7 protein-coding genes are annotated in these 14,366 nt (G+C 55.5%); 1 reads left to right on the forward strand and 6 read right to left on the reverse strand.

The genetic code is table 11. The features are described 5' to 3' along the window. Nucleotides 1-97: 97 nt before the first annotated feature. A complete protein-coding gene (locus BXE_RS36080) occupies nt 98-937 on the reverse strand; it encodes an HNH endonuclease (protein WP_011493060.1) in 840 nt (279 codons plus the stop codon). 43 nt (nt 938-980) lie between these two features. After that, nucleotides 981-1,604: a hypothetical protein gene (locus tag BXE_RS36085; RefSeq protein ID WP_040124267.1), complete on the reverse strand. Its 624-nt coding sequence runs from the start codon at nt 1,602-1,604 to the stop codon at nt 981-983. Nucleotides 1,605-2,982: 1,378 nt separating this feature from the next. Here BXE_RS36085 and BXE_RS36095 point away from each other — a divergent pair. Then, nucleotides 2,983-3,717, forward strand: coding sequence for an H-NS histone family protein (locus BXE_RS36095; protein WP_041744238.1), 735 nt, complete (start codon nt 2,983-2,985; stop codon nt 3,715-3,717). Nucleotides 3,718-4,064: 347 nt separating this feature from the next. Here the strand turns inward: BXE_RS36095 and BXE_RS36100 are convergent, their stop codons facing one another. The 4 genes from BXE_RS36100 to BXE_RS36115 form a co-directional block, all read right to left on the reverse strand. After that, on the reverse strand, nt 4,065-7,112 hold the full coding sequence (locus BXE_RS36100; protein WP_081435603.1) for a metallophosphoesterase: 3,048 nt from the start codon (nt 7,110-7,112) through the stop codon (nt 4,065-4,067). Between the two features lie 468 nt (nt 7,113-7,580). Then, a complete protein-coding gene (locus BXE_RS36105; RefSeq protein ID WP_011493065.1) occupies nt 7,581-9,812 on the reverse strand; it encodes a DEAD/DEAH box helicase in 2,232 nt (743 codons plus the stop codon). Then, on the reverse strand, nt 9,784-11,082 hold the full coding sequence (locus tag BXE_RS36110; protein WP_011493066.1) for an ATP-binding protein: 1,299 nt from the start codon (nt 11,080-11,082) through the stop codon (nt 9,784-9,786). The genes BXE_RS36105 and BXE_RS36110 overlap by 29 nt, the downstream gene beginning before the upstream one ends. Next, a complete protein-coding gene (locus tag BXE_RS36115) occupies nt 11,079-13,517 on the reverse strand; it encodes a TerB N-terminal domain-containing protein (RefSeq protein WP_011493067.1) in 2,439 nt (812 codons plus the stop codon). The genes BXE_RS36110 and BXE_RS36115 overlap by 4 nt, the downstream gene beginning before the upstream one ends. Nucleotides 13,518-14,366: the final 849 nt, after the last annotated feature.

The following is a 14,366-nucleotide window of genomic DNA, read 5'->3' on the forward strand; positions in this document are numbered from 1 at the left end:
CCTAGGCGCCGCCTTGAGAGGCTGTATCACTATTGTCAGAAATTCCAGGTGCTAGCGGATGAGAGCTTCAACATGACAAGGGCGCCCACATCGTCTACTACTCTAAAAATACGTTGTCCCGGTGATATGTCATAAACACGTTTCCCTCATCTGTTAGCTCATTTGCCAACCGCATGTTCGGACTCAGGGCGAACGTCGCCGCCGTGTATGTGTCAAGCCGTTTGGATTGGAGGATGCATCCATCCGCATCGAAAGACACAAAGCCCTTATCAAATAGCGCGTCGAGGCCCGCAGTTAGCAGCAGACCATTGTGAGCACTGACCCTCTCGGCGTCGGTGGACTTGGAGAATGGCTTGATGTGAGACGCTCGCAGTAGAAGTGATTCTCCCACCCCCGTTACTGCGCACACGCTTTCCCAGCGCAGAAAGAGTGCCGCGCGAAACTTCTGCTGGCACAGACGTACCTTTTGCAGACGCGTGGCGGTTGTGGCAGCGAATGATGGAATCTTCAGCACATCGTCATCCTCGACCACGCCCTCGCGCTGGTAGTAGGAGACTGGTCCGGAGGGAGTTTGGCTGTCTAGGAGATAGCGAACGCGCTGCGGAGGGTGCAGGCCGAAAAGCGTCTTGAAATCTTCATTCGCCTCAAACAACTCAACGTTCTTGGCGCGATAGTGCCATAGCCCAGTAACCTCATCTCGAATTATTCCGGCTCGGTCGCCAATCCAGACCAGCGCGGAGCGACCGTGCTCCGGACGCTTGTAGACGATTACCCGTTCGTACTCGCTGCGAGGCGTCGGCCAGAAACCCGTCGAAAGTGTCGCCGAATGTTCACTGAACCTGAATGCTTCTGCCGATTGGTCGTGAGTCAGGTAAACCATGACGGCCTGCTTTCCGTCCATGAAGCGTCGGGAGAACTCGTTTTTGTCAATATTCATTTGCCTAGCCTGGCGTCGTCAATTTGTGTGTTCGAGCCACGCCTCAGTAGACCGACATTCGCGTCGACGGAGTCGGGGTAACACCTAGCGTATTTGCCACAAACTGAATACCCTTCAGCAAGTTTGGGCGAGACCGTTCTTGATTGTCGATGAGAACCCCTAGCCTAGACTCATAGTCTGGGTCTTTAATCGGCGAGTTCAGCGTCTCGACTACGATTTGCGTCTTGTAGTTCCACATTCGAATGCTGTCAGCAAGGTCCATCAACTGGAACGATGCTTTGTCGTCAAACAGCCCCGACTCGGCCGCGCGGTCAAAAGGCGATGGATTCAGGGTGAATGCCTGAGCCTCATATCGATGCCCGTCACGACCGTTGTAGGCGACGCGTCCATGGTCGGCAAGCTCAACCTCCATTCGTCCGAGTTCGAGTGTAGCGAGCTCTTTGAATCTGGTCCGGCTGTCGTTATCGTTCGAATTGTTCTGAAAGTGGAATTGACCGACGGCAAGCCAAAGCGCCAATAGAACGGCACAGCCTGACGACACCGCAGAGTGCAGCCATTCGATAAGACGATGCTTGGCGAAAAAAAGCATAACGAGGGTGTATCCCGCGTACGCGCTGACAAGGAATTTCGGAATCCATTGAAGCATTTGCCCAGTTACAGTCAACATTTCCCCCGGTGCATTGATTTGGTAACAGGAAGATACGCAGCTCACGCTCAGCGAAACTAGAAATCTTCGTCTTTGTTTGACGGCACGTCGGCGCCAAGACTTTAGACGTGTGCATGTCAGCCCATGGCTGAACTGAAAGTGCTCTCGCATTTGCGTGGCTGTGACGACAGCTGACGCGCGCAGCATCTGCGCGGCGAACGTCCGGCCCATTTGGTATGAATCGCATTGTCGTTGCCCGTAGAAGTCATGTTTTTGCGCGACAGAGCTCCTCGGCACGCTGCTCCATTCCAGCCTCGCATTGCTTGTATTGCAATTTAAGATTGGGACGATTCTACGAGATGATTTCATTCTAGGCGTCGTCATTCGGTAACTGCGAACCGTCCTGCTGTGGCGTATGCTGTACACATCAGCCTTGGTGAGATGAATATATTCAACGAAAATCACTGGGCTCAACGGGGGAACCAATAAATGACCGCAAATCTGAAGAAGAACCAACTCGCCGCAGGAAGGATGCTCATGGTTCTCACTAGCACGTGGCTCACAGGTTGTGCCGGACAACAAGCGCCGGCTGAACCTAGAGTATCGTTCGCACATCCGCTTCATTGCTACACCGCGAAACAATGCGCTGCCATGTGGGCGTCCGCTGAAACTACCTTGGAGCGTGAAAGCGGGATGAAAATTCGCATGGTGACGGACACGCGCATGGTCACATACACAGAGACCGACTACGGACGCATGTACGGCGAGGTCAGGAAATGGCGCAGCCCGGACGAGAGCGATACCACGATAACAGCCGAGTTCAGCTGCGGTCACCATCCGGGATGCCGACCGGACACAGCCGTCAGACAGTTCAACGATACTGTGCGGGCGGCAGGCCAAGGGTACTGAAGGCCGACCAACATCCGGCTCGCGGCGTGCACATTACCTTTCAGTGCAGAAACAGAATGTACCCCGAAAGGCCGCAAAGTTGGCCGCGAACAGCGCAGCGCGTAGGAAGCGAGACCGGCCGACAGAGAACTCAAGCGATGCAGAGTCCGGCAAATCCGAGGGGGCATCGAAACCGAAACGTCCCCGCAAGTCTGCAACCCCGACTCCCGTCGGAGGCTCCAGCAAAGCTAAAGCATAGTGAAAAGCAAGACGCTATCCAAACCAACGGGACTCCTCGTATTTTTGCTTTGTGGCAGCGCAAGCATCGGAATTCCCGCAATTTTCAAGCATGAGCCCCTACCCGCATTTTAGGTGCCCGAGCGACCAAACAGTTTTGATGACGGCTAGTTACTTGAATAAGCAAGGCAACTCGGACATCGAGCAGCCGCACTATCTCCTTGAATCGACGCATGGCATAGTGCGAACATCGACAACAGAAGGAGCTACCGCAGTGGCAACACTCGAACAAATCCAAGCAAGACTCAAGAAGCTGCAAGCACAAGCCGAGGCTATCGTTGCAAAGCAATCGTCAGCCGTGCTCGAAACTATTCGCGGCCTGATGGAAAAGCATGGCTTAACGACGAAGGACATCGACGCACATCTTGGAAGCAAGAAGCGTGGGCCGAAGGCTGGTGCCAAGGCAGCAGCGAAAACAGCGAAGTCAGTGGCGAAATATCGAGACCCCAAGAGTGGTGCGACGTGGACCGGGCATGGCCGCGCGCCGGCCTGGATTGCTAACGTCAAAGACCGCGCAAAGTTCTTGATTGCAAGCGGCGATGAAGCGGCTGTCGCGGTGGCCGCAGATGTTTTGACCAAGGCAAAGACTGCCGGCACGAAGACGGCGTCGAAGTCGGTCGGTGCGAGTGGTGGCACGGGCCAGAGGAAAGGCCCGCAGCCGGCGCTTTATCGTGACCCAAAATCCGGAGCGACATGGAGCGGTCGCGGGCCGGCGCCGGCGTGGCTTGCTGGGGCCAAAGACCGGACGAAGTTTTTGATTGATGGCGTTAGCGGAGTTGCAGATTCTCTCGCTGCGAGCAAGCGGAAAGCCGTTGCGAAGAACCCCGCGACAAAGACGGTGGTAGCGAAGAAGGTACCGGCGAAGAAATTGGTTGGCGCCAAAAAGGCGGCTACGAAGGCGAGTGTCGCTGCCGCGCCGGAAGCCGTGACTACTCAACCAACCGCGTAAGCGAGCACCCAGAGCTCGGTTTTCCTTGCGTCGGCACGCGCGATTGGCGTGATTTACCGTGAATGGGCCCGCAATGCGCCGAGACGGGCGGCGCATTTTGGGTTCGAACCACAGTTTGTGGGCCTGTGCCGCCTTTGCGCTGTCGGGGACGACGTCGCCGGGAGCACTCGTATCCCAGCGTCCCTCCCAATACAAGCCCAAGTTATACGCGGCCGACCGGGCCCCGGGTCACGGCCGTGGGATGCATGTCCTTGGCCATCTCAAGGTCTGCGCCGATGCCACGGCTACTGGCATCAACTGTCACGGCCACGCCCGAGATACGCCTAAAGTCGGCTACTTTCTGAAAGTCATTTCGGAAGCAATCGGACGTCCTTGTTTTTGTTCAGCACGGTTCTAGTCGCTGAGAGCGTTAGCTTTAGATGCGAACATAGCGCCTGCCTGTCGGCCTCTGATGTGTGATACAAATACATGTGCTGAAAGCCCAATGACTGAAGTATCCCAAAGGCATACGGCTTATCCTTCAGCTCTTCCGCAAGTCTCTTTACATCCTGAATCGGCGGATTACCTGGCCGCAGCAGGCGCGTCGCCATCTCAATCAACTGAAACGCGATTGTAGGATTTTGGCCGGCGACTGCGCGGATGTCTTCTCGAAGCTTTTCTGACGCCACGTAGCCTCCGGTGGCCGCGATGGTCGCAAAACCCATCATGCCCAGGATATTGAACGCGACCTTTTTAAGTTCGCGACGCCACTCATCCCGGGGCGGCTTCTTATCCCCGACGTCAAGGATGCTTTCCATCTGCGTAATCAGTCCGTCGGCGTCTCCAGCGACATCTTCGAGAATTCCTCGGATAGCCCGCAGCGGACCATTGAACACTTCCGTCAGGTAGACCGATTTTTCTGCCTTTTCGAGAGACCCGTAATAGTTCTTTAAAATCTGACCAAGGATATCAGCCGTCTTCATGAGCAGATTCCACTGCGCCATGAACGCAAGCTCGCCACTGGCCTTCGGGTCCAAGTCTGGCTCGTCCTTCTGCATCTGGGACACCGAGTCGCCGAGTTCACGATACCTTTCTTGGTTTTCCTCAACACTTCCCATTTCAATAACAAGCTGAGACGCGCTGTCAACAAGAGCATCAATGGCGTTCGTATCTCCGTTTAACTCCATCGGCTTGAAATCGGAGAAACAACCGTTTAGAACGGCAGAAATTTGTTCAATTACCCACGACTCGCCGGTGTGGTGAGTCAGAAAAAGGATAGTGTCGGAATTCTCACGGATGTGCAGCTTTCCGCACGCTTGTTCTACCCAAGCTCGGATATCCGGTTTGGAAAGATTAGCCGACAAATACTTGCCGGCAAAGAAGTAAAAGATGTACGGGTACGAGAATGCATAGTAATCGCCCTGCTTGCAGAGAACTCTCGCACGCAGGAGCAATGCAAGGCGGCCGTCCAGGTCGACGGTGGTGAAGCGCGCGGAAAATACTCGATTGAATTCAACAAGACTTGTATGGTCGAGCTCTCTCTGTTTTGAGGAGAGCATTTGCCAAGACAACTGCGCAAGATAGTTGTAGTACTCGTTCAGTTCCAGTGGCTTGACGCCGACCTCGCCAAGACTTTTGGTGACGAGGTATTGATAGTAGTGACCGTAGCCCCCGTTCTGGATATCCCCATGACGGTGCTGCTCGGAACTTTGCAGCAAAATCAAAATATAAATGGGGAGTTCGGGCACAAGTTTCTTCCCGATGACTGAATTAATAAGCGACTCGGAGTCGTAAACTCGCTGGTCAAGGTCAGCCTTCGTGGCAATATCTGACAGTGCGCACCATTTCTTTATAAGTCGATGACGAAGCTTCTGGCCAAATCGAAGGAGCTCGTAGTTCTTCAGTTTCGATAGTGCCTCGGCGGCCTCTCTAGAAAGGAGCCCGCTATATTCAAACTGTTTGTCTGACGTGCAAACTAGGCCAGCGAACTGATTGTTCGCGTATTCCAGAAGATGAGAGAGGAACGACTGGCTCGCTTTGATTCGGTCGACGTTGTCCAAGAGGAGAACGAGCTTCTCTTTTGGCGAGCATAAAACTGCATCAGGATGGATGTACTGCGATGCAATAGCCTGGCCGATTCGTTTCTCGGCGTCAGCTTTCGTCTTGAATGATACACCCGCGGCGTCGAAGTAGACCGGAACGCAGCCTTCTGCACGCAGGACCTTAAAGTACTGCATCAACAGAGCGCTTTTTCCAGACTTCTCTTCGCCCGTAACCAGCAGCTTTTCGCCTTCTTCGATTTTTACAACGAGCGATTCTGAGCTGATTGGCCTGAGTACGGTTGGGTCGTTGACCTGTTCGTGAAGGTCAGGATATACAAAGATATCGTCGATTGTGACGTCCTCTTTGTCGGCATGTGTCAAATTAGCGCCTGCATCGCGCAGGCTGTCGACAAAGCTGTCGGTCAGTTCAAGCGACCGGGTACCTTTCTCCACCAGCAATTGAAACGAATGCGTCGACGGCACTCCATCCTCGTGAGCACCGGTCCCATCGAGGCCAAACAACGTCGACTTGACCGTCTTTCCTTGGAAATCAAAGGAATGACAATAGAAGCCCGGCTTCCCGTCGCCAGCATGCGGTTGCAGTGCAGGTGCCTCGAAGAATAAGGACGCGCCCGTCATGTCGTCAATGTACGCCCCTGTGTTAGGAATGTGCTCATGTCCGGTGAGTACAACGGATGAACGTGAACGCAGTGTCCTGCGAAGATGTTGATAGGCGCGCTGCTGATACCAGTTGAAAGGATGATGCATCACTGCAAGCCGCAAGTCAGCCGCCTCGTTCAGTACGCCTTCGAACGCGTCAATCGGGAAGACAAGGCCCCCCTGCTGTTCTGGCAGCCGCGACATCCATGCAACGTTAAGCATGGACGTACGAACAACGCTCGAGCCAACCACAACCTCGTATTCATTCCATAGCGGATGCTCGAACACCGGTTGAAGAGTCCCTATCCGGTCCCGGAACTCGAAAAAAGCCCGTTGCGCGCCTGTACAGACACTCAACATCTCTTCGTCCAGAGCGTCGCCGGGATTTTCGATAATGGTCTGAATGGTTCGCTCACGCAACCGTGATACCGGTTTGAGTACGCAGTCGTGGTTCCCCGGCGACACCAGCACGTGCACTGGTGAACCAGTCTCTCGCTCGAGCAACAACCGCAGTTCACCGATGAATTTTTCGGCAACGGCATACTCGCTCGCGCTCCCGCTGTATGCGATATCACCAGAGATGATGATGACATTATTCATGGCAGCTCGAGCAAGGGGAAATGCCGCTGACGCGATATCCCCAGCTCTTGCAAAGACCGGGTTGGAGTCGTTGTGAAAGTGAATGTCGCTTAGATGGAGAACATTTAAAGTCATGGTTCGACGGTCTCTTCGATTCTTATTCAGTTATTTCTCGAGTCTTCTCTTCCATTGGAAGAGCTTCGTCAAGCTGGGCATCGACGTTGATACGGTACTACAAGGCAAGCGACTGCTTGGACGTAAGTGCAAGTGGGATGTGGTTTTCAGCGAAACGAATCCCATCCCTCAAAAACCGATTGGCGTACTTGCTGTCGTCAATCCAGGTCGGCGTACTTACCCGCTCGATGCTCGACTTTTCGGCCTGCGCTCCACTGCGGCTTCCGTTCGGAGTCAGGGCGCAGGTCCGAACATTGACCTAGTCAATCCTACCCAGGTTCGGACTCCCCCATAACGTGAAATCCGGCCTAACATTGTCACTCCTCGCTTTTAATTTTGAACGCCATGCATCCACCTAATCGGCCTAGCATGCTAACGCAGCAACATTTTCACACGGCGTTTCCAAGGTGAAGGAAGAAGCGGCTTAACCTACGGCCACTGCGCGGTACCTCGCGCAAATGACAGGGCGCCCTCGACGTCCAGATGAGTGGATGCGAACGCCTTGCGCTTTACTGACAGCGGGAGCGCCCAATCCCACTTCTCGCGGTCAATATTCTCAATTTCAGCCACACCATCCATCGCAGTCGCTGCGCTTAGTCCACCGACATCACGAAGTACATCGACCACGCGGTCGACACTCCCATTGGCAACACAAATCGCTACGCCGTTGTTGTGTGCATCAAGTTTGTTTGCCCGCAACAGCAGGACCAACGCATCGTTAAGCCAGTCGCCACGCCACGTTGCCAAAAGCACGCCGGTACCCTCCTGGAAAATCGCGCTACTTGCCAGCGATGCCTCAGCATAGTACCGACGCGCCTCGCGGAGGAGCTCTTGTCCTCGAGCGTCAAGAAACAGTACGGGTTCACCACTACCAAGAATGCGTCGCATTTCGCGCCGCACCTCGTCATGAACCATTGCGCCGTTGCCATCAAATTGCGGCGGAGCGCCACCTTTATCGGGTATTACGTAAATGGTCTTTCCTTCCTGGTCGACTTCTTCGACACGCCAGCGTCGTCCGCCAAATATTAAGCCCTGACCCGTGGTCAGCGGGTGCGCTACTGGGACGCTTCCAAGCTGGCGTCCACCAGCAATCACCCGAAATTCTTCATCGCTGGCGAAAGCCGAATAAAACTCGTAGTGGTTGACCAGTTTTTCACCGACCCCGCCGTGAAGGAGCAGACCGTTTGACGATTGGGCAAGAAGGTCCAGCTTGCCCAGATTCTGCAAGACCTCCGTGAACGATGACTTATCTATTGCCTCGAACGTACCACTGGTTATCAGGCTGGCCCAAAGCTCTGCGGCCGTACACCCACCACGCTCGGCGATGATGGATAGAATTTGCTGGATTAGAGTCGACGCATGCATTCCGCTAACCCTGGGTGGCTCGAACCATCCTCGCATCAACAGACTTACCATCGCGACTGACTGGACTAGACTTTCCCGTATCCGGTCGGAAAAATCGGAATCCGCCTTCAGCTCCGATTCGACGCAGTACCCGCGCAAGATTGCCGGCTCGCCCTTGCGCCGGCCTGAGCGCCCGAGACGCTGACGGAGGCCCGCTACCGATGGCGGTGCGCCAATCTGCGCGATGCTCTTTACTGCACCGATGTCGATACCGAGTTCCAGCGTAGTAGTGCAGATGGCGCTTGCCGGCCTGGTACCGTCCTTGAGTGCTTGCTCCGTGTCCTCGCGGAGCTCCTTCGACAGGCTTCCATGGTGAGGCCAAAATTCGTTCGGATATCCGTCTCTTTCGCAAGCGCGGCGCAAAAGGTCGGCATAGGTTTCGACGAGCCGCCGGCTGTTGGGAAATATGAGATTGTTTGAGCCACGCAGCGACTTGTACAGCTGGTTCGCGACGTCGACGGTACTTCCGGGGACCGCATCCTCCAGCACCGGATTTTCTAAATCGGGTTCCAGTTCGATTCTGGGCGGTCGGAGGACAAAGCCCTTTATCAGGACCTTCAGTTCCTGACCGCCGCTCTTCGATTCGATGACCTCGACGGCGGCGTCGTGGCCAGGCCGAAGGAATTGCGCTGCAAGCTGCATGTCGCCGAGCGTGGCAGAAAGCCCAACGCGAGGAACCCGCCGTCCGCATGTGCGCTCGACCCGGTGCATCAGTGACTGGAGCTGCTTTCCGCGCTCAGACCCAATGAACGCATGCAATTCATCGACAACGACGTAGCGCAGCGCGCCGAATGTTGCCTGCAAGGACGAACCACGATTGACAAACATCGCTTCGAGAGACTCGGGCGTTATCAGAAGAATGCCCTTTGGATTCTTAAAGAATCGCTGCTTGCGGCTAGCTGACACGTCTCCGTGCCAACCAATCACGGGAATCTCAAGTTCTTCGCAAAGGTCATTCAATCGCGACCATTGGTCGTTGATAAGGGCCTTCAACGGGCTGATATAAAGCACCGACCCGGTACACGGCTCGTCGCGCAGCAAATTCGACAGAATGGGAAGGAACGCAGCTTCCGTTTTCCCGGCCGCTGTCGCTGCTGCGATGATGATGTCACGGTCTGCATTGATGAGCGCGGGCACGGCGCGCTCCTGCGCGTCGCGTAGCTCGGTCCACCCCTCCCTCCAGACCCAACGTCGAATCTTTTCGTGGAGCAGGTCGAAGCTTCGGGAGTCAGCCGAGGCGGAAGCTGGCGAGTTCATCGTCACCCTCGGTCGCAACGTCAGCCACGCCTCCCGTATCCTTCTCGACTTCGAGCGTCCCAATCAACTGCCGCCAGTCAGCCGACGGATTTTGTTCCAGAACCGCTAACAGGTTAATGAACGCCGTTATCGTCGTGCGCGGCGTTCTGAAATAGGTGTCTCCGAGCCGCATGGCGCAATGCGCCATGAAGGCCGGAATCGCCTCCTGCGGCAACATCGCCTTGGTCGCGTCGCCGAACGCGTGGACGATGCGAATCTTATCCAGGAGGACATAAAAGTCCTCAGGCGTAAGGCTGGCCAGCCGTATCACCGGACCGGTGTAGTCGACAAAACCATTCGTGGCGAACGTGTTTTCGGCAAGCCGCGACTGAAGTGCGGTGTAGCTATAGAGCCCCCGCTTCGTATCGAGCAGAAACTCGGGAGTACCCCCAAGAACGAACCCCAATCCTTCTGCAGAGCCCTGGAGCGAATCGTTGAGAATCCGCAGAATCTGTTCGTAGTTCGAGTTCCGCGCCTGGACGTTCGCGAGTTTGTACAGGTTCACCAGCTCGTCGAGGCACACCATCATCCCGCCGTACCCGGCGAGTTTGACAAACCGAGCCATGAGCTTGAGTTGGTCGTACACCGATGCGTCATCGATGATGGTACGAACCCCGAGTGCAGCGCGGGCATCGGTCTTGGTGGAGAACTCACCGCGCAACCAGCGAATCGCATCGCCCTTGAGTTGCTCGTTTCCTTCGTCGAAACCGCGGCAGTAGGCAGCAATGACATCCGCAAAGTCGTAGCCATTCACCATCTCGGTCAACTCGTTTAGCTGCGTACGAATTACTTCCTCGCTCGTTCGGCTAGTCGCCTTGGCTTCGGTCTTGGCCTCTCCGATGAATTTCTCGACAATGCCAGCTAGGGCTCCGCCGTCCGGCTTCGTGCGCGTCGACATGTTCTTGGCGAGCTCGGCATAGAGCGAGCGAGCCTGTCCTCCCGATGCATGCAGGCGCCGGTCAGGATTCAGGTCCGCATGTACGGTGACGAGTTTCTTCTCGAGTGCGATGGCTCGGACGAGATTCAGGAAGAACGTTTTCCCGGCACCGTATTCGCCAACGACGACGCGGAAGCTTGAGCCGCCATCCGCCACTCGCGTGATATCCTGAATCAGCGCCTCCAGTTCTTTGGCGCGACCAACCTGGATTAGATGCTGTCCGATTCGGGGAACAACACCGGCACGGAGAGATTGAAGGACCGCGTCGCGGTCCTTCGGGCGAATGGCTGTCATGATGTGGCTAACCTTTGTGCAAATTCCTGATTGATTTCGACCGGGTCGTCGCCGTCGGTGAGTGGTTCATCCCAATGGTCGAGAGAAGCTTCGTTTACCTGTTCGATAGCGCCGTCGAGCATTAAGTCGAGGTCAGAGGCTGCGTCCGCCAGCTCCGAGCGAGTCCAGGACGGTCGTGAAAGAAGTAGGCGCAAGAACGTGGAATGTGCGTCGTCGAGTCCAAGCAGACCTCTCGCTGTTGGCTGCTCTGCGACGTCATCGGCGGTCTCGGCTATTGGCTCATCTTCAGCGAAGACACCAGCCAATAGCGCCGAAACCTTTGCGGTCTCTTTCTGCAGAGCTTCAATTCGGGAAGAATCCAGCGAGAAAGCCGCTTTGGATGCGGCCGGCGATTCCTTCCCGGAGGTTGCGGGTGTCGTTTGGGTAGAAGGTCCGCCGACAACCGCATTGCCGTGAAGGTCGCTATAAAGTCGCGTCGAGTCCAGACCTAGTATCTGGTAGAGCTTTTCCAGCATCTTCACCGCAGCCGGAGACACAACGCCGTCAGCGTTCGCGGTTTGGACCACCAGCGACGCCGCAACAATCTTCGCTTCTAACGATAGTGGCTCAAGGCGCTTCTTCAAGCTGGCAAGGCTCGGCGGCTGGGCAAACTGTACAGCGGCACGCGCTTTAAGCCGCGCCTGTTGCCTCGGAGTGAGTTCGGGCCACGATTCAATCTGGCGATAAATGGTCGCAGTCTCCTGCTCGGACCCCTTGCCGTCTGCCATTGCAATCGATGCTGCCAGGTCGACCATCAGGGCGATTGACAGATAGTTTTCATCGACCTGATTGATAGAGGCGCTTGGCGGCGTTGCATACAAGGCAACGAAGTCGCCCCCTTTTGCAGCCCTACCGGTAATTCTAACATCGGGTTCGACTGCAACGCCGGACTCTCCGAGAACACGTGCGAATGCGGTCAGTTTGTCGCGCGTGATGTTGCCCGACGCCTTGAAACGGCCAAAGAGGTCGCCGAACGTCATCACTGTCGGCGCATTGGCCACGGCTGCCACTAAAGAGCTGAGTTCCTGGCGTGCGAATTCCGGCCAGAGGTCGATTGGAAGCATGAGGGCGCTTTCCAACGTCCCGTGAGCATCTGGATTTCTTCCAAGAAATCTGCTGTAACCGTCAAGGGCATCCGAACATTCATTGACCAGTTGCTGGATTTTGTTCCGAGGCCCCGTTACTGCGGCGATGTCGGGAAGCGAGGTAATGTAGTCCGGATATTCGATACTCTGCAATGCTGGAAAAGCAGTGCGAGGTGACCCCTTTAGCTTCGTCTTGTTCGCCGTCAGCTTGATACCCTCGCGAAACTGCTCCGCGTATTTTCGAAGGAAGAGTTGACGGAATTCGTTCTCGCAGCGTGTAACGGGAGTTCGCTTGTACACGGCACCGTCGCCTAACGCCCATGCGAGTGCCCAGTTCACGGGTACTGGCTTCTTGTCTATCGCTGCCTGGCCGAATGCCACACGAACGCTCAGCGGCACCTCGAACGCATTGATGATAGTTCCGGGCGCTTGCTCGTACTGGCGTGCGGGCTGGACCAGATGTACGGATATGAAGTCAACCAGGCTCTCCAAGTAGCTGGTCTGCAAGACGGCCGAATAAACTGAATGCAGGCGTTTGAGCTCAGTCGAGATAGATTCGAGCTCGGTCTTGTCGACCTTGCCCTGCAGTCCATCGACCAGAACACGTCTCTCCAATCCGTAGAGGTATAGCATGGGGTAGCTTCGATGAGCCCGCGGGTCGGAGCGGTCCGAAGCCAACCATTGCAGGTATGCGCGACGCTGCTCTGCCGAAAATGAGTGGTAGCTTATCCAGTAATCGGTGGTCCCGGTCGAGACGTCGCTCGGAGACTTCGCGACGTTCGCTTTCGGGTTCAGGACACATCCGTCAAGGCTGTTGGCCTCGGCTCGCTTGGGTACCCCCACGTAGAACCTGCCGCCCGTAATGGATAATCCAACGATTTCTATGGACTCTTCGGCACTCACCCAACGAACGTTAGGAGCCGTTTCAAGCGAGGGGCGCTCAATGCGATACGAGGAAGAGGGTGAATCCGATGACAGAGTTACTGTTAAAAACTCGTCGGCCGACTGAACTCGGCTTTTGCGCGTGGGGGCGGACGTCATCGACACACTCACGTTGAGCCCATTTGGTTCGGCTCGGGAAGATTCGCTGCTGTTGGCGGCAGTCGCCGGTTCCTTCTTTTTCGAGAATATGGCAACGAGCACGCAGCCCAGCACGAAGACAAGGAATACGGTTAAGCCGCCCTTTGGGGCAACTATGATGGCAACAACGATGGCGACAACCAGCATGCCCGTGCCGGAGCCCGATTTCTTCGCCTTCCGGCCCATGGTCTCAATCTCTCTCGCGTCTTTTGAATTTTGCGGATGACTCATCCGGTCATTGCCGCAATTTTGAGCAGTATAGTACGACCAAATCAAGCGGTCCCGCGCGGTCGGCTGACAAACACGGGACGTTCCGTCTATGAAAACATAGTCTGGGCTTAACAACGGAATTTGATTTGGCGAAACGAGGGGCGTTCTACACGCTCTTCGTTGGATAGCGGAACGGTCGGTAAAAGACCACCCGATTGCTATAAGGCCGTATAAATCACATCGTTCTATTTGCGATGGAACATTCTAAGTAGCCCTGCAGACAATCAAGTCGAAAGTTTGCGCTCACTTACATCGCGCGCCAACTCGCCGATTTGCGCAACTGCTTTGTGCCTGACGCGGTGGCCAATGAGGGAAATTGCCGCTATGGGGATATTCGCAGGAACGGTCGTGGGCAGATAAAGGCAATGTCGGCGGGGAATGGACCACGATGATGCGACTGAATGCTGTCAGGGAAATTCGGAAGGCGGTCGAATCGCTGGCAAGGGGAGTGGCCGGGAGACTATCCGGCCGGGGCGGTGGGCGGTTTTTGTTACCGCCTCGGAGCGTCAGACGGTCCGTTGGAAGCTGCGGCAATGAGACGTGACCATTAGTTCCGGTTAATCCCCTTTGCTGACAAGGACTTAGAGTCAGCGAGGAGCCGCTCTTAACCGAAACTAATGGTGCTCCCCACCTCGGCCCCGGTCCGCTCGCTCGAAGGATTCATTCCGAGACATTTTTTCCGGAATTTCCCTTCGGGAACGGGCGATTTGGTGTCGACGGATTAGAAATGTTTACGTTTTTAAATCAATTGCTTGCATTCACGTAACGACTTCTTCTGCCGAAATTTCGCTGCTGTGTAACGACTTCTAA

This window comes from Paraburkholderia xenovorans LB400 (genome assembly GCF_000013645.1).
Classification (GTDB): Bacteria; Pseudomonadota; Gammaproteobacteria; order Burkholderiales; family Burkholderiaceae; genus Paraburkholderia; species Paraburkholderia xenovorans.

Bases quoted from the DNA above. Each gene is read 5' to 3' on its own strand.
- BXE_RS36080 (WP_011493060.1), bottom strand. From the start codon at position 937: ATGAATATTGACAAAAACGAGTTCTCCCGACGCTTCATGGACGGAAAG.
- BXE_RS36085 (WP_040124267.1), bottom strand. From the start codon at position 1,604: ATGTTGACTGTAACTGGGCAAATGCTTCAATGGATTCCGAAATTCCTT.
- BXE_RS36100 (WP_081435603.1), bottom strand. From the start codon at position 7,112: ATGACTTTAAATGTTCTCCATCTAAGCGACATTCACTTTCACAACGAC.
- BXE_RS36105 (WP_011493065.1), bottom strand. From the start codon at position 9,812: ATGAACTCGCCAGCTTCCGCCTCGGCTGACTCCCGAAGCTTCGACCTG.
- BXE_RS36110 (WP_011493066.1), bottom strand. From the start codon at position 11,082: ATGACAGCCATTCGCCCGAAGGACCGCGACGCGGTCCTTCAATCTCTC.
- BXE_RS36115 (WP_011493067.1), bottom strand. From the start codon at position 13,517: ATGAGTCATCCGCAAAATTCAAAAGACGCGAGAGAGATTGAGACCATG.